This window comes from Bacillus sp. CH_70 (assembly GCF_038007045.1).
Classification (GTDB): domain Bacteria; phylum Bacillota; class Bacilli; order Bacillales; family Bacillaceae_G; genus Bacillus_A; species Bacillus_A cereus.
Window position 1 is genome coordinate 1,251,285 of the sequence record NZ_JBBOWL010000001.1, and the last position, 20,913, is coordinate 1,272,197.

The following is a 20,913-nucleotide window of genomic DNA, read 5'->3' on the forward strand; positions in this document are numbered from 1 at the left end:
AGCGGTATTTCTGTATTAGAAATACCGCTTTTTACTAACTAATTTGTGCAACTGTTAATGCTGCTGCGCGGATGTCTACAGTTCCAATTAACTGAACTGGCACAATTTGAATTAAGTCACCAGGATTTAAGTTAATAAGAATAACCCCACTGGATACGTCTACTTCACCAGTACCAATAACGTTAGAACGAACTGCTGTACCTGATCCAGGAATAATGTTAGCTGGTGTACCTAATGATAAGAAGAAACGACCAGCTTCTGGTGCAACAGGTGAGTTATCAAGACTAATTGTTAATGTATAACTGATTTGATAAATACCAGCTCGTAGAATTCGAATGCCATCTCCGACACTTACTGTATCGTTGATTACAGGAACAGTAATATTTGGATTTGGACTTACGCTAGGTAATAGTAGTGGTGTAAATAGTGAAGCGAACTGAGGTGCAGAAGCATTGAAAGCAAAACCAAAGGCAGGTAGTGTACTAGCTGGCTTCGCCTCGCAATCAATTTTAGTAAATTCGCAATCAGAAGAGAACATGTTTTTCACTCCTTTATCTGTTTCTACTTTCAGTTAATGAAAAGGACAGGTTCTATGTTCTAGACAAGTTCCCAATTTTAAGAAATTTACATAATAATACTCTTTAAGCATGGATTGGGTGGCAGAATTATCTGCCACCCAATCCATGCTTAACTCATTATTTAGTTTTATATAGAAACATCGCGTAAGCATTGAATAGCGCAGAAGCAACTTAAATCAACAGTAAGACAAGTGGAGGTTGATATTAGTCTTGCGTTTGGTACAGCTAAAAACGTACAGATTGGGTCGTCACCAGGTGGTACAGCGGTACCATCACCTAAAACTACAGTTAATACACGTAATACAGCACAGTCATCATCATCTATACTTTCTACGCGGAAAATAGGAGATCGGCAACTAGTAAGGCTTGAAGATGGTGCGAATGCTTCAAAAGGTTCTCCAGTTTTTGTGTATAAAATAAAAGGACGTGTATTCGCTACTGATGCATTGTTATGTGCACCTAAAAATGGAACTTCGCAACCAGATCCACATGTTGTCGTTGCACATTCTTGTAGTTCATGTATAAAACGAACAACATTCGATACACAGTTGAAATCACACTCATGTTGATGATCTTCATTACAATTGCAGCTCATTATGTTCACTCCTTCTCGTGAGTTCTGACATACACTATTACAATATGAGTGGGATATGGTTGATATTACGTTAATTCTTATGATAAAAACAAGGAATTTATATAGAAGGGATGTACATAACGCATTATAAAAAAAGACATCCTTATTTAGTGGATGTCTTTTCAGGTAAATCTTTTCGCACAGTATATAAAAAACGAGATATATCTAATTTCTTTCCTCTGAAAAATTGCGGAGAAGAAATGTAAAGTTCTTCTTTCGCACGTGTAATGGCGACATAAAGTAATCGGCGTTCTTCTTCTAACGCTTCAGAAGTTTCCGTAACACGATCATTTGCATCTTTTAAAGAAGAAGTATGCGGCAGGATCCCATCACTCGCTCCAAGTAAAAAGACACACGGAAATTCAAGGCCTTTTGCGTTATGAATTGACATAAGTGAAACGGCATCTTTTTGCGGCATTGTTTTTAATGCTTCCATTTCTTTTTGACCTTGAATCGCTTCGTCAATAAATTGTAAATAAGCTGGAATATCGGTGAAACGAGTTGCAGACTCCATTAATTCTTCCAACATTTCTTCTTGTATGTCTTTATGCATCGTAAAGGAAGAACGATCGTTACTTTGTAAGTACTCTAAATATTTTCCTTTACCATGAATGATTTCTTTTAATGCTTTTTTCGGTTCTAATTCTTTAATAAATTTAATAAAATCAATACGCTCATTTACCTTTTTCACTTGAAAAGGTTTTAAGCTCGGATTTAATAATAAGAAATGAAGAAGAGAAGGAAAACGGCCTTCACCATATTTCCATTGTTCACGCTCAATAAATGAAATACAATCATCACGTCCGATATACATCGTCGGCAATATGTTTGAAAGTGATTCTAGTCGAAACGGCTCAATCACGAGTCTTAAATGATCTAATACAGGCTTAATTAAAGAATGTTCATAAAATGATTGGCTCGCCCCGTGTTTAATAAACGGGATTTTATGAATGGTAAGCTGATCAAGTAACGAACGGCTTACAGAATGTGTGCGATACAGTAAACAAAAATCTTTATAGTTTCGTTCACCGCTATCCACTTTTTCTTGAATGAGCTGTAAAATTTGATTTGCTTCATCAAGAGTCGTAGCAGGTCTTGCATAAAAAGGTTGTACACCTTCCTCACGAACGGAGTATAGCTCTTTATCAAAACGTTCTTGATTTAATTTTATAACTTCATTTCCAAGCCCGACGATAAAGGGATTGGATCGATAATTCGTATTTAGTGCAATAATTGTTGTGTTATCAAATTCTTTTGGAAAAGATAAAATAATTTGGTGACTTGCCCCTCGCCAGCCATAGATAGCTTGATCATCATCACCTGCGATGAACAAATTATTTCTTGGCGAAGCTAACAATTTTACAATTTCATATTGTGCATACGATGTATCTTGAAACTCATCTACTTCAATGTAGTGAAAACGTTGTTGTAATTGAGTTAGTAAAGGAGCATTATTTTCTAACATATAATATGTTTCCAATAAGATGTCATCGAAATCAATATAATTGTATCGTTGTTTTACTTCTTCAAAACGTTCATATACTTCTTTAAATTCTTGTTCCACTGGTGTTTTCGCTTTTACATCTTTCGGACGATTTAATTTGTTTTTCTCAAGTGAAATCATCGCGAGTATCGTTTCCGCATCATAATCGTCTTTTAAACGCAATTCTTTTAAGATTTTCTTTATCATAATTTGTTTATGTTTTTCATTTGCTAAAATTTGCTGATTATACCCTTGACTACGAAGCAATTTTAAGAAAACAGAGTGGAATGTACCAGCAACAACATAGCTACTTGCTGCATGATTCATACCTGGTAACTTCGCAACACGACTTCGGATTTCTTCAGCTGCTTTTTGTGTAAATGTAAGTAATAAAATATTTCGTGGATGAACTTGTTTTACATTTACTAAATAACCAACGCGAGTTGTTAAAACAGATGTTTTCCCGCTTCCAGCACCAGCTAGTGTGAGAACAGGACCTTCTGTTGTGCGCACGGCTTCTAATTGTTTTTCGTTTAAAAAAACATTTTGTTGTTCGAGAGCGCGGAAATAAGCCGCATCTACATCTTCTTCCATAATTAAATGGGTAGATGTTTTCGGAATATGATATGTCGCACGCGGAATATCAGCGTGTGTTAACGATTTTTGTGAAAATTTTTCTTGTGTCATATGTTCACCTTCAAAACTATAGCATCAACATTTAACTTTAGCGGAAGAAAAAGAAAATAGCAATGTAAAAAACAGGAGGGGTCACCTCCTGCTTTCAAATTACAATTCTTTTATCATTACGACGTGCGGGATATTTGCTTCCATAAATACATCAGAACTCGTTACATAGCCAAGTTTTTTATAGAAATCTTCAGCATGTGTTTGAGCATGAAGTTTCAATTTTGGTAGCGAATTTTCTTTTGCATACGCTTCAAGCGCATCCATAACAATTTTTCCGATACCTTTTTTACGATGGGAACCTAGCACGCAAATGCGTTCCATTTTCCCTATACCATCAAGAGTGCGAAAACGTCCAGCACCAACTGGAACATCATCGTCATATATAACAACGTGTGTTGAAGTTTCTTCAAACTCATCGTACTCTTCTTCAGCAGAGACACGTTGTTCATTTACAAACACTTGTTTACGTACAGAGAATGCATCTCTTAGTTGTTCGTCCGTTTGTACAATCTGTGCGTGCAAATTAGTTGTTCCCCTTTCCAAGGTGGAATGTTTCGTGTACAGTCCATGTTCCATTTTCTAATTGATATAGAAGATGGAAACGATCAATTGGTTGTTCATAATAGAAATCTTTCATACGTAATCGACCCAATACATCAGCATGCTCTGCATCTGATAAGCCTTGTCCGATTGTTAAGTGAGGTACGAAAGCATATTCGCGTTCTTGTGTGAATAACCCGCCATGCATTTCTTCATTTAAGAAAGTAAGTTCAGGTGTTTTTTCTACTTTAAAATAAAGGACGTTATTAACAGGTGCGAATGAACCAACTTTCCCAACATGAAGGGTGAAAGGATTCGTTTTACCTGCGATTGTATGTAGCTCGTTTACAATCGATTCTAATTGTTCATCTTGCGTCTCAAAGGGTGTTTTCAATGTAATATGTGGCGGAACTAATGCGTAGTGCGGGTCATAACGCTTACGCAATCCGTTCGCTTTATCTTGAATCATTTTAGATGGAAAAATTACAATGCCTAATTTCATGTTCCAATTCCTCCCTTTGTAAGTCTAGTTAGATTTTGAGATAAATAAATCTCTTTATCTATTATATCAAATTATTCTGAATACTGCTCTCTATTATTTCATTGATAGAATATGAGAGAAGGCTTTCGGTAAATCAGTTTGCCAATATTTCCAAGTATGATTACCTTCAAACTCCTCGTAATGCGTAATGAAATTTCTATCTGTGAGAAGTGTATTTAACTCACGGTTTGGTTCTACGAAATCAGATACTTGTCCATCAGTACGCTTTACAGCCGTTTCTTCTGTACCAATGACGTGATACAGTTCTAATGCTTGTGGATCTTTGAAGTCTTTTGCTAAGTTCATCACTGTCTCATCCACAAATGGTGATTGCATAACGACTTTACCGAATGTATGCGGATACATAAGCGCAGTCATAAAGGAAACTGTTCCGCCAAGAGAATCACCAATTAAAACACGACCTTTTCCCATTTGGTACGTTGGATAATTTTCATCAATATATGGTGCAAGTTCATGAGCAAGGAAACGAATATATGCAGCATTTTTTACTTCATTTGGGAAATATTTTTCTTTACGATCCTGTACATTTTTATATGGAATACCGACAATAATTGTACGGTCAATTTCTTCAGTTTCACGAAGGCGCTCAATTACACGGTGCGCTTTACCAAGCTGAAAATAATCTCTACCATCTTGTGCAATTACAACTGTATGTTTGTGCAGTGGTGTGTAATTTACTGGCAAATAAACGAGAAGCGTAACGTCTTCTTGAAGTGATGCGCTATAAAATGAAATTTCTTCAATTCTCCCTATTGTTTGACTCATGTAGATCCCCCTAAATAAAAATTTACTGTAATGATTGTAAGAGCGACGCTTGTAGTGAAAAAGGAAATAAATATTCACTAATTGGTGCCTTAATTTCTATTTTACCATAATGGTACGAAGAATCTAAAAAATTAGTATTTAAGTTACGAAAGAAAACGGATATAATGAAGTGGGATTTTTGACAGGTGAGAGGGGAGACAGGATTTGAAACAAGAAAAATCAATCGCACTACCATTGGCTATTTCTATAATTGCTATTTCTTTTGCAGCAGTTTTTGTAAAGATGTCCTCAGCACCATCTTCAATATTAAGTATGTACCGCTTATGGATTATCGTACTTATTATGCTGCCTATCGTATGGAAAAAAAGAGAGGAATTTAATAGGATTCAAATGAAAGATTGGGGCTTTTTAATTGGATCTGGTTTCTTTTTAGCACTTCATTTTCTTTTATGGTTTGAATCTTTAAAGCATACAACAGTTGCTAGTTCAACAATTATTTTGGCACTTCAACCGATCGTATCTTTAGTTGGAGGTTTTTTTCTGTTCAAAGAAAGAACAACATATTCAGCCATTGCAACGATGGGAATCGCTATTCTAGGCGTAATGTGCATTGGTTGGGGAGATTTAGGTTTAAGTAAGCAAGCAATTTATGGAGACATATTATCCTTTCTAAGTGTAATAGCAGTTGTCGGTTATTTATTTATCGGGCAAACGACAGTAAAGAAAGTATCACACTGGATTTATAGCTTTACAGTCTTTGCATTCGCAGGTCTTTTTATGGGGATTTATAATGTCATATTGCAAGTACCCTTTACAGGTTATACGAAGTGGGATTGGACCGTTTTTCTTTTACTTGCGGTTGTGCCGACAGTGTCACATGTAATTAATAACTGGCTGTTAAATTATGTAAATGCAACGACAATTTCAATGAGTATTTTAGGAGAACCTGTTGGAGCATCTATACTTGCGTTCTTCTTACTTGGAGAAAAATTAAATGCAATGCAAATCATCGGTAGCATGCTCGTATTGTTTGGTGTATCTGTTTTCTTATTACAGCAACAAAAGCGAACGTCAAAAAATGTCGTAAACGAGCCGGTGTATACACAGGAATTATAGTGTTAGGGGAGAAAAGAGAAGTTGTGATACTTCTCTTTTTGTTTTATAGAAATACGGGCGTAGAAGGGGGAGGGAAATGGAGTTTCCATCAAAAAAGATACATGGTTATATCCAATTTTTTTATTGTTTTGGGTGCTTGTTTTGCACCAATTTTTGTAGGGAGAGAATATTTTCTTTTGCTTTTTACAATTCCATTAGCAATGTTGTTTAGCTGGAGTTGCTTTTTGGCAAAATATATTGCCCGGGAAGAAATAATTACGATTAGATCGGGTCTCGTTACAAAACGTATATTTATACGAGATATAAAACAAATTTCAAATAGCAGCCCATGCATTATCATTTGACCGACTTGAAATTGTTTACGATACACATAAAACAGAAATTATTTCTCCAAGAAATAAAGAACAATTCATTAATCTTGTAAAAAGTAAAAACTCAAATATTGAAATCAAGTAAAAGAGTGGCTACAAAGCCACTCTTTTACTTTGGATTTGTCATATAAGGTTGTACATGAATGACACATAGGTCACGGAATTTGCCTTCAGCAGTTGTGACAATTACGACTGCTCTACCTGCGTTTTTTCCAGTAATTGTCACGGTGTCGCCTTTTGGATATATGGTGATGATATCAGAATTCATATTTGACCAAATAAGCTCTTTATGCGTTGCTTGTATTGGCAAAATGGAAGCTGATAACACAATGTTTTGTCCCGTTTTTATTTTTAATTTATGTTTTTCCATATGAACACCGATGACTGAAATAACAGAAGGAGCAATTGAAATTTTAGGCGGGTTAGGTTGCATGTTTAAACAAGACGCAGAAGTATTTGTGATAGGTGAAAATTTTCGTGTTTGTTGTTGCTGGAAAGCTGCTAACATGTTGGAGTCCCCTTTCTGTATAAGTGCTGATACTCATACTATAAAGGAGTAGTGTTATGTTAAATTTAACGAAACATAAAGAATTTGTTAAATTTGATAAGAAGATTGTCGAACTGTAAAAAATCTCTGCTGTTACGATAACAGCAGAGATTTTTTTATAAATTATGACGATGTTGTTTTTCGAAATCCTCAAATTGCTCTTCAACTTCTTTTGAAGGTTGTGTTAGTAAACTAACAATTACGATAGCTAGTAAACTAATAGCGAAACCTGGAATCATTTCATATAAGAAATCTTTTAAGAATTTGAATTGAGTCCATATAATAACAGTAGCGGCACCAGAAATCATACCAGCAAGCGCGCCCCATTTCGTCATACGTTTCCAATATAAGCTTAATAAAATAGCAGGTCCAAATGAAGAACCAAAACCAGCCCAAGCGTACCCAACAAGAGCTAAAATCGTATCATTTTGTTTAAACGCTAAAGCGCACCCAACTAAGGCAATAACAAGCACAGCCATACGACCGACAAATACAAGTTCTTTATCAGATGCAGAACGTTTGAAGAATGTACGATATAAGTCTTCCGTTACGGCACTAGAAGTAACGAGTAACTGAGATGAGATTGTACTCATGATCGCTGCTAAAATAGCGGCTAATAAAAATCCAGTAATAAGTGGGTGGAATAAAATTTTTCCAAGTTCAAGGAAAATTGTTTCTGGGTTAGATAATGTTAACTCTTGTTGTGAATAGTAAGCAATACCAATAAGACCAGTAAACATAGCTCCAACAACAGAGAAAATCATCCAGCTCATACCAATTCTTCGTGCACTTTTAAGTTCTTTTACAGAAGAAATTGCCATAAAGCGTACGATAATATGAGGTTGTCCGACATAACCAAGGCCCCATGCGAATAGAGAAATCATTCCTAAAGTAGAGGCACCTTTAAAAATATCTAGACGTGTTGGATCTACAGATCGAATTGTATCAAATGCAGGTCCAAGTCCGTTCGAATTCATAATTGTTACGATAGGAACAAGAATAAGAGCGACTACCATAATGATTCCTTGTACGAAGTCTGTCCAACTTACTGCTAAGAAACCACCAAATAATGTGTAAGCGACAACAACGCCTGCAACAATGAATAATCCAACATGATAGTTCATGCCAAATGAATTTTCAAATAATACAGCGCCTGAAACTAATCCTGAAGCTACATAAAAAGTAAAGAAAATCATAATAACAAGTCCGGATACTAAGCGTAGCATATGAGATTTGTCGTGGAAACGGTGTTCCAAAAATTCTGGAATAGTAATAGAGTTGCTTGCAATTTCTGAGTAGGTACGTAAGCGAGGAGCGACATAAAGCCAGTTTGCATATGCGCCTAGTGTTAGGCCGATCGCAATCCAACTACTACTTAATCCAACGCTAAACATTGCACCGGGTAATCCCATTAAAAGCCAACCACTCATATCGGATGCTCCAGCACTTAATGCTGTTACTGCGGGGCCTAGTGTACGCCCGCCAAGCATATAATCTGTTAAGTTGGACGTTCGTTTGTAGGCGAAATAGCCGATTACTAACATCCCGAGCATGTAAATAGAGATAGAAGTTAAAGTTAACATCTGCGTACTCATGTAGTTCCCCTTTCTTTTGTCAGGTCTTTTGATGCGTTATGCATATTTATCCCGCATTAACGGGCAGTAAAACCCCCACCTTAAAATTGGCTGGGCAAGGAAGTTAGGTGGGAGATCAACTGTCCGAAAATGCCCGATTGGTTCAACTAATAATCAGTGGGGATGAATCCCCTCTACTTATTAAAGTTTCACTTTATAATCTATCATGATTATTCTGAAAAATCCATATAGAAATACGAATTTTCAGAAATGTAAGCGTTTTTTGATGTCATTTTACTTTTTTAATATATAATATTCATACAAAAAACCTTATTTTTAATAGAGTATTTATTATATTTACATAAAAAGAGGTTGTTTTGTCAATATAATATTGAAAGGAAAGAAAAATAAAATTTTTAAAAAAGTATTGACTTGTGAAAAAAGTCAGGTCTATAATGAGTGCAACTTAAAAAAATGCAAGCGTTGATGAAGAAGAGTACACATGATGAACATGTCAGAGAGCTGATGGTTGGTGCGAATCAGTATGGAATTGATGTGGAATGGGCTTCGGAGCTTCCAAACCGAAACGAAAGAAGTAGGCTTTGGCGACATGATCTCATCGATACAAGAGACACGTATTGTTTTTGATACGGTAAAGTGCGTTACATTTGTAACGAATTAAGGTGGCACCACGGGAGTACCCGTCCTTTCTATAGGATGAGTACTCCCTTTTTGTGTATAAAAAATTAAATAAATGAAATCGTTTAAGTAAGAAGAGTACGTATATTGGAGACGTTACAGAGAGCCGGGAATAGGTGGGAGCCCGGTACGGTGCCATATACGGAATGGGCTTACGAGAGGTATGCTGAACAATTGTTTTCAGTAGGCAACCCGGGTTCCGCCGTTACAAGGATAAGGTATAAATTTTGTACCTGAACAAAGCGGGATGCTTTTGCATCCAACACGAGGTGGTACCGCGGTATATTTATCGTCCTCTACATATTTTCGATATGTAGGGGACTTTTTTATTTTTCAGAGTGAGGTGAAGGACATGATGACGAAAGAAGAATTTATAAAACAAAAAAGAGAGAGAAAGACATTTTTAGTAATTACTGAAGAAGAAGGAGATAGCATTACGCCAATTTCTTTATATAGACGTATGAAAGGAAAGAAGAAATTTTTATTAGAAAGTTCACAGCTTCATCAAGATAAAGGGCGTTATTCTTACTTAGGATGTAATCCTTATGGAGAAGTAAAAAGCGTTGGTACGGAAGTAGAACGAACGATTTTCGGCCGGGCAGAAAAGTTACAAGGTAACGTACTACAAGTGTTAGAAGAAATAATCGCATCATCACAAGTAGACAGCCCATTTCCATTTTGCGGAGGAGCAGTTGGTTATATTGGATATGATGTCATTCGGCAGTATGAAAACATTGGAGCGGATTTACACGACCCATTAAATATTCCGGAAGTACACCTCTTACTATATCGTGAGTTTATCGTTTACGATCATTTGCGCCAAAGGTTGTCGTTTGTATATGTATGCAGGGAAGATGATTCAGCAGATTATGAGGAAGTATACGAAAGGCTACGATTATACAAAGAGGAAGTGCTACAAGGAGAAGAAACTGAAGTAAATGCAATACAATCCACATTATCATTCACTTCTTCTATAACGGAAAAAGAGTTTTGTGGGATGGTAGAAATGGCGAAAGAACATATAAGAGCCGGAGACATATTCCAAGTCGTACTGTCACAGCGTTTACAAAGTGAATGTATTGGTGATCCATTCGCGTTATATCGAAAACTTCGAATTGCAAATCCATCACCATATATGTTCTATATCGATTTTCAAGATTATGTTGTACTCGGTTCTTCGCCAGAAAGTTTACTATCAGTAAGGGAGGATAAAGTGATGACGAATCCAATTGCTGGTACAAGACCGAGAGGGAAAACGAAGAGGGAAGATGAGGAAATCGCAAAAGAACTGTTAGACAATGAGAAAGAGCGAGCAGAGCATATGATGCTTGTAGATCTTGGGCGAAACGATATTGGTAGAGTGAGCGAAATCGGCTCGGTTACGATAGATAAATATATGAAAGTAGAAAAATACTCTCACGTTATGCACATTGTATCTGAAGTTTACGGAACATTGCGAAAACAAATGAGTGAATTTGATGCATTAGCGTATTGTCTACCAGCAGGAACAGTGTCGGGAGCTCCGAAAATTAGAGCGATGGAAATTATAAATGAGCTAGAGAATGAAAAAAGAAATGTATACGCGGGTGCAGTTGGATACGTTAGTTTTTCAGGGAATCTTGATATGGCGCTCGCTATTCGAACGATGGTCGTAAAGGGTGAAAAAGCATACGTTCAGGCAGGAGCGGGAATTGTTTATGATTCAGACCCAGTAGCTGAATATGAAGAAACGTTAAATAAAGCGAGAGCACTATTGGAGGTAATGAAATGATTGTACTAATTGATAATTATGATTCATTTACTTATAACTTGTATCAACTGTTAGGTGAATACGAAGAAGATATTATAGTCGTAAGAAATGATCAAATAACGATAGAACAGCTAGAAGAGATGAATCCAAGAGGAATTGTACTTTCACCAGGACCAGGAAAACCAGAGGATGCTGGCATTTGTATCGATGTCATCCGCCATTTTTATAAGAACGTTCCCATATTAGGGATTTGTCTAGGCCACCAAGCGATCATAGCTGCATTTGGAGGAGACATTGTTAGAGCAGAACGTATTAAACATGGGAAAACATCACGTGTGAAACATAACGGAACGTCAATTTTTTCATACGCTACACAGCCGCTAACGGCGATGCGCTATCATTCCCTTGTTGCAGAGCACACGAGCTTGCCAAAGTGTTTTGACATACTAGCGACAGCGATGGACGATGGAGAAATAATGGCAGTCCGTCACAATTATTATCCGCTCTTCGGATTACAGTTTCATCCGGAATCAATCGCGACAGAAGAAGGCGGAAAGTTAATATGTGCCTTTTTAACAGAAGTGAAGGAGGAGGAAAGAGTATGAATAGCTATCTTCGTAAATTAGTGGAGGGGAAACATTTAACAGAAGAGGAAATGTATAGAGCAGGGCTTCTTTTATTAAATGAAAACATATTGGAAAGTGAAATTGCAGCTTTCTTAGTCTTACTGAAAGCGAAAGGTGAAACTGCAGAAGAAATATACGGCCTTGTTCGAGCTCTTCACGAAAAGGCACTACCATTTTCGAACCATATACAAGGAGCGATGGACAATTGCGGAACGGGTGGTGACGGTGCCCAAACGTTTAATATTAGTACAACATCGGCATTTGTACTGGCAGGAGCTGGCGTAAAGGTTGCAAAACATGGTAATCGAGCTGTTTCTAGTAAAACAGGAAGTGCGGACTTATTAGAAGAATTAGGTGTAAATATTAGCAGTACGCCAAACGAAATTGATTATTTATTAGAGCATGTCGGCATTGCATTTTTATTTGCACCAGCGATGCATCCAGCACTAAGGCGCATTATGAAAATAAGAAAAGAGTTAAACGTGCCGACGATCTTTAATTTAATTGGTCCTTTAACAAATCCAGTGAATTTAGAAACACAATTTGTCGGTATTTATAAACGAGATATGTTATTACCAGTTGCGCAAGTATTACAAAAGTTAGGCCGGAAACAAGCGCTTGTCGTAAACGGAAGTGGATTTTTAGATGAAGCATCATTACAAGGAGAGAATCATGTTGTCATTTTAAAAGATAATGAAATAGTAGAAATGAGTATTGATCCAGAAAAGTATGGTTTTTCAAGAGTGAAAAATGAAGAGATTAGAGGAGGGAATTCAAAAGAAAATGCAAAGATTACGGTCGGCGTATTGAGCGGAGAAAAGAGTGTTTATCGCGATACCGTTTTATTAAATGCAGGTCTAGCTCTTTTCGCAAATGGAAAAACAGAAACGATTGAAGAAGGAATTAAACTCGCGGCACATAGCATTGACTCTGGAAAAGCATTAGCCAAATTAAACTTATTAATTGTAGCAAGCAACGAAAAATTAGAAAGGGTGAACTAAAGTGGGGACGATTTTAGATAAAATTGTAGAACAGAAGAAAAAGGAAGTTGCGGAGTTATATGAAATATATACACCAGTAAAAACAAAAAGAAAGACACATTCACTTGTAGAAGCGTTACAGCAGTTTACTGTCATTGCAGAAGTAAAGCGAGCATCACCATCAAAAGGAGATATCAATTTACACGTTGACGTACGAAAACAAGTGGGAACATATGAGAAATGTGGTGCAGGAGCAGTATCTGTTTTAACAGATGGTCAATTTTTTAAAGGATCGTTTCACGATTTACAAACAGCAAGAGAAGAAAGTAACATTCCGCTTTTATGTAAAGATTTCATAATCGATAAGATTCAAATCGATAGAGCGTATGAAGCGGGAGCAGATATTATTTTACTAATCGTAGCAGCGTTAACGAAAGAGAAGTTAAAAGAGCTGTATAGCTACGTGTTAGAAAAAGGATTAGAAGCGATTGTTGAAGTTCATGATGAACAGGAATTAGAAACTGCGATTGTATTAAATCCGCACGTTATTGGCATTAATAATCGTAATTTAAAAACGTTCGAAGTAGATTTAAGCCAAACTGAAAAGCTTGGAAAAAGATTGAATGAGGAGAAACTACTTTGGATTAGTGAAAGTGGCATTCATTCAAAAGAAGATATTATTCGTGTTAAAAGAGCTGGAGCCAAAGGTGTATTAGTTGGAGAGGCGCTTATGACATCATCTTCTATTAGTAGTTTTTTTGAAGATTGTAAGGTGAATATATGAAAGTGAAAATTTGCGGCATCACTGATGTGGAAACAGCGAAAAGTGCGTGCGAATATGGCGCAGATGCACTCGGATTTGTTTTTGCAGAAAGTAAGCGGGAGATTACTCCAAAGAGAGCGGAAGAAATCATTCAGGAGCTTCCAGCCAACGTGTTAAAAATCGGTGTTTTCGTAAATGAATCAGTAGAAGTGATCCAGAAAATTGCAGATGAGTGCGGGTTAACACATGTACAACTACATGGGGATGAAGACAATTATCAAATTAGAAGATTGAATATTCCGTCTATAAAGTCACTAGGAGTAACTTCAGAGAGTGATATGAAAAACGCCCAAGGGTATGAAGCGGATTATATATTATTTGATAGCCCGAAAGAAAAGTTTCATGGAGGAAATGGAAAGACATTTTCATGGGAACTACTTAGAGATATGCCAAAAGAATTGCGAAAGAAAATGATATTAGCTGGTGGATTAAACGCTCTTAATATAGAAGAAGCAATTCGAACTGTTCGGCCATATATGGTCGATGTGAGCAGCGGAGTAGAGACAGAAGGAAAGAAAGATGTAGAGAAAATAAAACAATTTATTATAAAAGCGAAGGAGTGTTCCAAATGAACTACGCATATCCAGATGAAAAAGGACATTACGGTATATACGGAGGACGATACGTTCCAGAAACGTTAATGCAATCTGTACTAGAACTAGAAGAAGCATATAAAGAAGCGATGCAAGATGAAGCATTTCAAAAGGAATTAAATCATTATTTAAAAACGTACGTCGGAAGAGAAACACCGCTATATTATGCTGAAAATATGACGAAGTATTGCGGTGGTGCAAAGATTTATTTAAAACGTGAAGATTTGAATCATACAGGAGCTCATAAAATTAACAATACAATCGGTCAGGCACTACTTGCAGTGCGAATGGGCAAGAAAAAAGTTGTCGCTGAAACAGGAGCTGGACAACACGGAGTTGCAACAGCTACTGTATGTGCTCTTCTCGGATTAGAATGCGTCATTTTTATGGGAGAAGAAGATGTAAGACGTCAAAAATTAAATGTGTTCCGAATGGAATTACTCGGAGCGAAAGTAGAAAGTGTAGCGGCAGGTAGCGGTACATTAAAAGATGCGGTAAACGAGGCGCTTCGTTACTGGGTTTCACATGTGCATGATACGCACTACATTATGGGATCTGTTCTCGGACCACATCCATTCCCGCAAATTGTCCGTGATTTCCAAAGTGTAATTGGAAATGAAACGAAAAAACAATATGAGGCGTTAGAAGGAAAGTTACCAGAAGCAGTCGTTGCTTGTATTGGCGGTGGTAGTAATGCGATGGGGATGTTTTATCCGTTCGTACACGATGAAGAAGTTGCTCTTTACGGCGTAGAAGCAGCTGGAAAAGGCGTTCATACAGAAAAGCATGCAGCAACTTTAACGAAAGGAAGCGTTGGCGTTCTCCACGGATCAATGATGTATCTTCTGCAAAACGAAGAAGGACAAATTCAAGAAGCACACTCTATTTCAGCAGGACTTGATTATCCAGGTGTTGGTCCAGAACATAGCTTGCTAAAAGATATTGGCCGCGTTTCTTATCATTCGATAACAGACGAAGAAGCATTAGAAGCATTTCAATTATTAACGAAAAAAGAAGGCATTATCCCGGCGTTAGAAAGCTCGCATGCTGTCGCATACGCATTAAAATTAGCTCCGAAAATGAAGGAAGATGAAGGACTTGTTATTTGTTTATCTGGCCGTGGTGATAAAGATGTAGAGAGTATAAAACGTTATATGGAAGAGGTGTAAAAAATGGGAGTAGAAAAAATTAAAGCAGCGTTTGAAAATGGCAAGAAAGCATTTATTCCGTACGTAATGGGCGGAGATGGTGGCCTTGAAAAATTAAAAGAAAGAATTCGTTTTCTAGATGAGGCTGGAGCAAGCATCGTTGAAATTGGTATTCCATTTTCAGATCCAGTCGCAGATGGCCCAACGATTCAAAGAGCAGGGAAACGAGCGCTAGATAGCGGTGTAACAGTAAAAGGTATTTTTCAAGCATTAATAGAGGTAAGGAAAGAAGTGCAAATTCCGTTTGTACTCATGACATATTTAAATCCAGTACTCGCATTCGGAAAAGAACGATTTGTAGAGAAGTGCTTAGAGGCCGGTGTGGATGGTATTATCGTTCCTGACTTACCGTATGAAGAACAAAATATTATTGCGCCGTTACTTCGAGAGGCAAACATTGCGCTCATTCCACTCGTTACCGTAACGAGCCCTATTGAAAGAATTGAAAAAATCACGAGTGAATCAGAAGGGTTCGTTTATGCTGTTACAGTAGCGGGCGTAACGGGAGTACGTCAAAACTTTAAAGAGGAGATTCATAGTTACTTAGAAAAAGTAAAATCACACGTCAACTTACCAGTAGTCGCTGGATTCGGCATTTCAACAAAAGAACATGTAGAAGAAATGGTTACAATATGCGACGGAGTTGTCGTTGGAAGTAAAATCATTGAGCTTTTAGAAACTGAAAAGCGAGAAGAAATATGTGAATTAATATATGCAACAAAACAAAAAGAAGAGGCGTAAGTCTCTTCTTTTTGTTTTGCGTAATAAATGTTAAAATATACAGAAAATACATATAATTTAGAGGGTGAGAAGGCATGCTAAGACGTAAACTACTATATCTATTTTTAACTGTACCGCTATACGCTTGGCTCATTAGCATGACGAAAATAGAGTTAATGGCTCTATTTTTAGGATATGTATTTATCTTTTCCAACTTAAATCGCATTCAAGAACAGTCTATTTTAGAAATATGTCTATTTTCGATTAGTATAGAATTATTTAGTATCGTTTCGATTGTATTATTAAACGAATTATTTCTACGGATTCATTCATTTACATTAATGAAATTTTGGAATATTGCATTGCAAGCAATATGTACTTACATTGTGTTTGTTGTGTTGAAAAAAATAATCGGACAGCAGACAGTTTTTCAGGATAATAGAAAATGGGAGTGAATGAAAAGGGGCCGTTTGGCTCCTTTTTTAAATCTGTTTTAAAAACAATTGAAAATTACAACATCTGTTATATAATAGTTAAAAATTGTATTTTAAACGAAATGAGATGATAACATGGCCATATTGTTGGCACTTATCCCAATTATGATGATTTTCATTTGTTTATTTTTATTTAAACAAACGTCATTAAGGTCTTCGTTAATTTCTTATGCTGTGTCTGTTGGAATCGTTTTACTCTCGCCAACGTTTCAATTAGGGATAAGTGAAACTGTGCACGCAACGATTAAAGGGTGGTTAATTTGTTTTATTGTCGGGTACGTTTTATTTTTCGGTATTTTTTTATTTCACCTCATGAACAAAATGGGGTACATCGATCAAGTAGCAAGTTTTCTAGAAGAAGTTACTCAGGATCGCTTATTACAAATGCTGCTTATGTGTTTTGGCATTTGCCCGCTTATTGAATCAGTAAGTGGATTCGGTATCGGCTTCATGGTTGCAGCACCTATTTTTCTTTCACTAGGATATAAACCATTTCAAGCTGTACTGCTCTCATTTATCGGCTTACTAGCTAGTTCATGGGGCGCAATGGCAACTGGTACGATTATCGGTTCGCAGCTAATAAATATGCCTCTTAAAACACTTGGTACAAATACAGCGCTATTAAGTATTCCGATGTTTGCTTACTTTGTTATTCTTTCTTTACACGTTGTTGGCGGCTGGCAAGCGGTTATAGAAAAGTGGAAAGAAGGAGTAGGATTCTTTCTATTATTTTCTCTCGGAATCTATCTTTCTAATGCGTACGTAAGTGTTGAACTAGCCGGGATATTAAGTTCTATCGTAACGATTACATTTGGCTTTCTTATCATTAAATTAAAAGGAAAAAGTGGGCAAAATCTTATAACAGAACATGCGGCTGCAACGGAGAGAGAAGTATCCATTATAAAAATTATTAGCCCTTATATATTTCTAACAGTTTGTATTTTACTTTCTCGCCTCGTTCCAGCATTACATGATTTGTTCAGATCATATGCGGTTCTTGATTTGAAATCATACTCTTACAAACTAGAGTTACTATATTCACCAGGATTTTGGCTCGGTATGACTTGCTTATTTACTATTATTTTCTTCCGCATCCCGTCTAATATTATTAAACAATCACTCTCGCAAACAATCAAACAATGGATTCCTTTTGCTATTACTACGACAATGTTTATCGCCATTTCAGAACTAATGGGTGCATCAGGCATGCATTCATTACTCGCAAAGACAGCTGGTGATACATTTGGAACCTTTTTCGTTTTCGTTGCGCCGTTTATTGGCGCTATTGGTGGATTTTTAACAGGTAGTAACGCAGGATCAAATGCAATGTTTATAAAACTACAAATGCAAACCGCACAAAACGTAGCACTCCCGTGGCAATATGTCACAACACTTCAAAACACCGCATCATCAGTAGCGACAATCGCTTGTCCATCACGGATTACACTAGGTGCTTACTTATGTAATATCCCTTACCGTGAAAATGAACTGTTAAAGAAGACGACGTTAATGATCTTTGGTGCGGTTTTGCTTGTAGTGGTAGAGGTTATTGTTTGGTATATGTTGAGAAATTAAAAATCCTCCTAACATAGGAGGATTTTTTTTATGAATGGATAATGTTTTAAATATGAAAAGCTTCTACTAGATGAATAGGAGATGAAATGTATGCCCTTAAAAAATTACGGCGTGTTAAAAGGTACAGTTATACAATCAAAGATGGGAAAAGGGAAAACTCCTCATTATCAAGTTCATTTACAAGATGAAGCAGAAGTAGATTATCGCATTGCAATTAACGTAAAATCGCAAAGCTATCCATCAGAAGTTTTATATTTTGCGAGTAACAATATTAAGTCAGAGGCGATTCATATTTTACCGACATTACCATTCGGTTTTACAGAAATAAAAAACAATGAACCGAAAGTAGCTTTAGATTATGTAAGAGGAAATCTATTTGACTCAAATCAAATGATTCCTTTGCCTCCCGAAAAAGCAGGAGCAGATAATGATTTAAATGAAAAAATAGAACGTTATATAAAACGAGCAATAGAAGAAAAAGCAATTATTTACGCGTTTGGTGAAAGATGGGGACCAGAAGAAAATACACCAGATTCCTATTTTCATTTCAAACCAGGAAACGGTATACATGATATTCATATGAATCAAGGGAATGTAGAAAAATGGCAAGGTGATGATGGCATATGGCAAGACGGAGGAATACTCATTCACTTTGAAAAGGAAGAAGAATGGATTGGTATCTTTCTTGCATTCCAATCACAGTCATGGTGTACCGATGAAGAAGGGCATGCTAGTGTGCCTGTTGAGCATTGTGATTATAAGGGAAATAACTGATGAAAAGAGCTAGTTCGATATGAACTGGCTCTTTTCGGTGTAAATAAGATATATGGCAACCAGTATTTTATCTTATAATATTAAACCATTCTTTATAAGATGTTTCACTGTGCGCTCCTTCAATTCTATTTTTTTCTTTCCCGTTTCTATACTCAACGATTGTAGGGACTGCTTCTATCCTAAAATTATCCCACTCCTCTATAGGGTATTCCCCTAAATTTATTACTTTCATTGGGATATTTTTATCTTTTGCCATTGGTACAATAATTGGGCTAACTTGCTCACAGTATAGGCAACCTTCCTTATAAAAATATATAACATGCTTTTCATTATTAATTAGGTCTGCCTTTAGTTGTTTAATTGAAATCGAATTTTGATAATAATTCCCGTCCTGTATCTTACTAACTTCAAGTTCCTGATTTTTATTCCCTTTTTGCACAAAAAATATACCAGACAGAATTGAAATGATTACAAGACTAAACAGTATCATTTTTTTCATCGTTACACCACTCTTGCTAAATATATTGATTCCTTTTGAAAAATGAAGAGCCACCCATAAGTGAATTTCTAGGAAGCTCCTCATTTATTAATCATATATCATACATTCACTCACTTGTTCTATTTTTGAATATATAAAATAAAACATTTAAAACACCCAAAATAAATATAGTAAATATCATATATAAGCTTGTTCCATCTATCTCAACTTGGTATTCATCTACTATAAATCCAGACATTACATATAAGAGACCCGCTATCAATATACAAATTCCAGAAATACTAAATACATATAGAGTATTGATTTTTTTACAATTTATCAAAATTAAATACGAAAGAGCTATTAAGATACCAATCAGCACCTTAAATACGGGTCTTAATTCTGTGAAAATTTGAATATCCAAGTATATTCCTCCTAAAATAATATAGATTTAACTTGGATTGCAGGCTGCTAAAAGCGTCTGTGGATAACTTACATTTGGCCTACTTGGTTCAATATTCCAAGGGTTTTTCTTACTACCAATGGTATCATGATGACAATCATACTGTTTCTTTAATCCTGATTCATTCTTCCATTTACTATTTCCAGAATGAACAGCTTTTAACTTAACCCAACTATCATGCCTTCTAGAAAGAACTTCTGCATTGTTTTTTCCAGATGTTAAATATGGTTTATGCGTAATGCTTAGTGATATCATACCATCGCGCGTTATCCACTTAGCACCTGAGAAATAATCTTTGTAATATTTTACACTTGCTTTCATAGCCACTGTAACTGGTTCCTTTGCTTCACTAGCTTCCACATGTAACTGCAACACATTCCCTTTAGAAACTTCTGCATGGATTGTAGCACCTAGTTCAGATTTTATTTGTGGCGTATATAATAAAGCAATTGATTCATTTTCTTTATTATAAACGTTACCAGCCCCATTGAAGTTGCCATATTCATCTTTAATAAGTTGAATATACTCTCCATCTTGGAAGTCAAATGGAATTTCAATAGTAGCGTTCGTATCTTCAGGCGCTAAAGTAATTGTTTGCTCAATACTATTACCCTTCTTTTCGATCTTATAATCTAGTGTATCACCTTTAGAATAAGTATTTACTGATTTTGGTTGCAAACTAGGCTTTCCTACTCCAAATACATTTCCTTCCTCAGCTACTAATTGGTTTTCTCCAACCCATTTATCAATAGATTCTATATCGATAAATTTCTGATTTGTATTTTGTACTCCTGCATTTACTTCATTATTAAATGTTGCAAATGAAGTAGCCAATACAACACCTGTTGTAAAAACTTTTAAACTTTTCATACA

The 20,913-nt window shown here is 36.2% G+C and carries 22 protein-coding genes, 1 pseudogene and 2 other annotated features; of the genes and pseudogenes, 12 read left to right on the plus strand and 11 right to left on the minus strand.

The features are described 5' to 3' along the window. Positions 1-34: 34 nt before the first annotated feature. The 6 genes from exsF to N2V79_RS06430 form a co-directional block, all read right to left on the minus strand. On the minus strand, positions 35-538 hold the full coding sequence (gene exsF, locus N2V79_RS06405) for an exosporium protein ExsF (protein ID WP_053565003.1): 504 nt from the start codon (positions 536-538) through the stop codon (positions 35-37). 167 nt (positions 539-705) lie between these two features. Then, positions 706-1,173 (minus strand): spore coat protein CotY, encoded by a 468-nt coding sequence (gene cotY / locus N2V79_RS06410; protein ID WP_016082445.1) that lies wholly within the window; start codon positions 1,171-1,173, stop codon positions 706-708. A 142-nt stretch (positions 1,174-1,315) separates the two neighbouring features. Beyond that, positions 1,316-3,382: an ATP-dependent helicase gene (locus tag N2V79_RS06415; protein ID WP_053565002.1), complete on the minus strand. Its 2,067-nt coding sequence runs from the start codon at positions 3,380-3,382 to the stop codon at positions 1,316-1,318. A 99-nt stretch (positions 3,383-3,481) separates the two neighbouring features. Further along, complete coding sequence (locus tag N2V79_RS06420) at positions 3,482-3,904, minus strand: GNAT family N-acetyltransferase (protein WP_053565001.1); 423 nt, start codon at positions 3,902-3,904, stop codon at positions 3,482-3,484. A gap of 1 nt (position 3,905) precedes the next feature. Continuing rightward, positions 3,906-4,424, minus strand: a complete 519-nt coding sequence (locus tag N2V79_RS06425; RefSeq protein WP_000765871.1) for a YjcG family protein — start codon at positions 4,422-4,424, stop codon at positions 3,906-3,908. 93 nt (positions 4,425-4,517) lie between these two features. Next, positions 4,518-5,249, minus strand: coding sequence for an alpha/beta hydrolase (locus tag N2V79_RS06430; RefSeq protein WP_053565000.1), 732 nt, complete (start codon positions 5,247-5,249; stop codon positions 4,518-4,520). Between the two features lie 204 nt (positions 5,250-5,453). Here N2V79_RS06430 and N2V79_RS06435 point away from each other — a divergent pair, with 204 nt between their 5' ends. Together N2V79_RS06435 and N2V79_RS06440 are read left to right on the plus strand one after the other, a co-directional pair. Continuing rightward, a complete protein-coding gene (locus N2V79_RS06435) occupies positions 5,454-6,365 on the plus strand; it encodes a DMT family transporter (protein WP_016082441.1) in 912 nt (303 codons plus the stop codon). Positions 6,366-6,441: 76 nt separating this feature from the next. Further along, positions 6,442-6,821, plus strand: a pseudogene (locus N2V79_RS06440) (PH domain-containing protein). A gap of 24 nt (positions 6,822-6,845) precedes the next feature. On the opposite strand, the gene N2V79_RS06445 reads toward N2V79_RS06440, so the two are convergent. Next, positions 6,846-7,244, minus strand: a complete 399-nt coding sequence (locus tag N2V79_RS06445; protein ID WP_071730650.1) for an Ig-like domain-containing protein — start codon at positions 7,242-7,244, stop codon at positions 6,846-6,848. A gap of 155 nt (positions 7,245-7,399) precedes the next feature. After that, positions 7,400-8,878: a sodium/proline symporter PutP gene (gene putP / locus N2V79_RS06450; protein ID WP_053564997.1), complete on the minus strand. Its 1,479-nt coding sequence runs from the start codon at positions 8,876-8,878 to the stop codon at positions 7,400-7,402. Positions 8,879-9,331: 453 nt separating this feature from the next. Further along, positions 9,332-9,569 (plus strand) — a binding site (T-box leader). Positions 9,570-9,611: 42 nt separating this feature from the next. After that, positions 9,612-9,856, plus strand: a binding site (T-box leader). Positions 9,857-9,908: 52 nt separating this feature from the next. Between putP and trpE the strand changes: the two genes are divergently transcribed. The 10 genes from trpE to N2V79_RS06500 all read left to right on the plus strand — a co-directional run bounded on the left by trpE (position 9,909) and on the right by N2V79_RS06500 (position 19,099). Further along, the gene (gene trpE / locus N2V79_RS06455) at positions 9,909-11,327 is read left to right on the plus strand and encodes an anthranilate synthase component I (protein WP_340719718.1); all 1,419 of its coding nucleotides are present in this window, start codon (positions 9,909-9,911) and stop codon (positions 11,325-11,327) included. Then, the gene (locus tag N2V79_RS06460; RefSeq protein WP_340719719.1) at positions 11,324-11,911 is read left to right on the plus strand and encodes an aminodeoxychorismate/anthranilate synthase component II; all 588 of its coding nucleotides are present in this window, start codon (positions 11,324-11,326) and stop codon (positions 11,909-11,911) included. The genes trpE and N2V79_RS06460 overlap by 4 nt, the downstream gene beginning before the upstream one ends. Beyond that, positions 11,908-12,933 carry an anthranilate phosphoribosyltransferase gene (trpD, locus tag N2V79_RS06465; protein ID WP_340719720.1) on the plus strand — a complete coding sequence of 342 codons (1,026 nt, stop codon included), beginning with the start codon at positions 11,908-11,910 and terminating at the stop codon, positions 12,931-12,933. Before N2V79_RS06460 ends, trpD begins: the two co-directional genes overlap by 4 nt. 1 nt (position 12,934) lies before the next feature. Next, the gene (gene trpC / locus N2V79_RS06470) at positions 12,935-13,696 is read left to right on the plus strand and encodes an indole-3-glycerol phosphate synthase TrpC (protein WP_000536699.1); all 762 of its coding nucleotides are present in this window, start codon (positions 12,935-12,937) and stop codon (positions 13,694-13,696) included. Next, positions 13,693-14,307, plus strand: a complete 615-nt coding sequence (locus tag N2V79_RS06475) for a phosphoribosylanthranilate isomerase (RefSeq protein WP_000865141.1) — start codon at positions 13,693-13,695, stop codon at positions 14,305-14,307. Before trpC ends, N2V79_RS06475 begins: the two co-directional genes overlap by 4 nt. Further along, positions 14,304-15,497 (plus strand): tryptophan synthase subunit beta, encoded by a 1,194-nt coding sequence (gene trpB / locus N2V79_RS06480; protein WP_001105035.1) that lies wholly within the window; start codon positions 14,304-14,306, stop codon positions 15,495-15,497. The genes N2V79_RS06475 and trpB overlap by 4 nt, the downstream gene beginning before the upstream one ends. Positions 15,498-15,500: 3 nt before the next feature. Then, positions 15,501-16,277, plus strand: a complete 777-nt coding sequence (trpA, locus tag N2V79_RS06485; RefSeq protein ID WP_053564991.1) for a tryptophan synthase subunit alpha — start codon at positions 15,501-15,503, stop codon at positions 16,275-16,277. Positions 16,278-16,351: 74 nt separating this feature from the next. Next, a complete protein-coding gene (locus N2V79_RS06490) occupies positions 16,352-16,711 on the plus strand; it encodes a DUF4029 domain-containing protein (protein WP_053564990.1) in 360 nt (119 codons plus the stop codon). Positions 16,712-16,825: 114 nt separating this feature from the next. Then, positions 16,826-18,325, plus strand: a complete 1,500-nt coding sequence (locus N2V79_RS06495; RefSeq protein WP_340719721.1) for an L-lactate permease — start codon at positions 16,826-16,828, stop codon at positions 18,323-18,325. Between the two features lie 90 nt (positions 18,326-18,415). Next, positions 18,416-19,099, plus strand: coding sequence for a YukJ family protein (locus N2V79_RS06500; protein WP_340719722.1), 684 nt, complete (start codon positions 18,416-18,418; stop codon positions 19,097-19,099). 67 nt (positions 19,100-19,166) lie between these two features. Here N2V79_RS06500 and N2V79_RS06505 read toward each other — a convergent pair whose 3' ends face one another. The 3 genes from N2V79_RS06505 to N2V79_RS06515 form a co-directional block, all read right to left on the minus strand. Beyond that, positions 19,167-19,598, minus strand: a complete 432-nt coding sequence (locus N2V79_RS06505) for a thioredoxin family protein (protein WP_000738240.1) — start codon at positions 19,596-19,598, stop codon at positions 19,167-19,169. Positions 19,599-19,704: 106 nt separating this feature from the next. After that, positions 19,705-20,001, minus strand: coding sequence for a hypothetical protein (locus N2V79_RS06510; RefSeq protein WP_000354355.1), 297 nt, complete (start codon positions 19,999-20,001; stop codon positions 19,705-19,707). Positions 20,002-20,028: 27 nt separating this feature from the next. Beyond that, positions 20,029-20,910 carry a DUF2599 domain-containing protein gene (locus N2V79_RS06515; protein WP_088024950.1) on the minus strand — a complete coding sequence of 294 codons (882 nt, stop codon included), beginning with the start codon at positions 20,908-20,910 and terminating at the stop codon, positions 20,029-20,031. Positions 20,911-20,913 lie beyond the last annotated feature (3 nt).

Excerpts from the sequence above, each read along its gene's own strand:
- trpB (WP_001105035.1), top strand. The coding sequence starts at position 14,304 with ATGAACTACGCATATCCAGATGAAAAAGGACATTACGGTATATACGGA.
- N2V79_RS06515 (WP_088024950.1), bottom strand. The coding sequence starts at position 20,910 with ATGAAAAGTTTAAAAGTTTTTACAACAGGTGTTGTATTGGCTACTTCA.
- N2V79_RS06430 (WP_053565000.1), bottom strand. The coding sequence starts at position 5,249 with ATGAGTCAAACAATAGGGAGAATTGAAGAAATTTCATTTTATAGCGCA.
- exsF (WP_053565003.1), bottom strand. The coding sequence starts at position 538 with ATGTTCTCTTCTGATTGCGAATTTACTAAAATTGATTGCGAGGCGAAG.
- N2V79_RS06425 (WP_000765871.1), bottom strand. The coding sequence starts at position 4,424 with ATGAAATTAGGCATTGTAATTTTTCCATCTAAAATGATTCAAGATAAA.
- N2V79_RS06490 (WP_053564990.1), top strand. The coding sequence starts at position 16,352 with ATGCTAAGACGTAAACTACTATATCTATTTTTAACTGTACCGCTATAC.
- N2V79_RS06505 (WP_000738240.1), bottom strand. The coding sequence starts at position 19,598 with ATGAAAAAAATGATACTGTTTAGTCTTGTAATCATTTCAATTCTGTCT.
- N2V79_RS06460 (WP_340719719.1), top strand. The coding sequence starts at position 11,324 with ATGATTGTACTAATTGATAATTATGATTCATTTACTTATAACTTGTAT.
- trpA (WP_053564991.1), top strand. The coding sequence starts at position 15,501 with ATGGGAGTAGAAAAAATTAAAGCAGCGTTTGAAAATGGCAAGAAAGCA.
- N2V79_RS06445 (WP_071730650.1), bottom strand. The coding sequence starts at position 7,244 with ATGTTAGCAGCTTTCCAGCAACAACAAACACGAAAATTTTCACCTATC.
- N2V79_RS06475 (WP_000865141.1), top strand. The coding sequence starts at position 13,693 with ATGAAAGTGAAAATTTGCGGCATCACTGATGTGGAAACAGCGAAAAGT.
- trpD (WP_340719720.1), top strand. The coding sequence starts at position 11,908 with ATGAATAGCTATCTTCGTAAATTAGTGGAGGGGAAACATTTAACAGAA.
- N2V79_RS06495 (WP_340719721.1), top strand. The coding sequence starts at position 16,826 with ATGGCCATATTGTTGGCACTTATCCCAATTATGATGATTTTCATTTGT.
- trpE (WP_340719718.1), top strand. The coding sequence starts at position 9,909 with ATGATGACGAAAGAAGAATTTATAAAACAAAAAAGAGAGAGAAAGACA.
- N2V79_RS06415 (WP_053565002.1), bottom strand. The coding sequence starts at position 3,382 with ATGACACAAGAAAAATTTTCACAAAAATCGTTAACACACGCTGATATT.
- N2V79_RS06500 (WP_340719722.1), top strand. The coding sequence starts at position 18,416 with ATGCCCTTAAAAAATTACGGCGTGTTAAAAGGTACAGTTATACAATCA.
- putP (WP_053564997.1), bottom strand. The coding sequence starts at position 8,878 with ATGAGTACGCAGATGTTAACTTTAACTTCTATCTCTATTTACATGCTC.
- cotY (WP_016082445.1), bottom strand. The coding sequence starts at position 1,173 with ATGAGCTGCAATTGTAATGAAGATCATCAACATGAGTGTGATTTCAAC.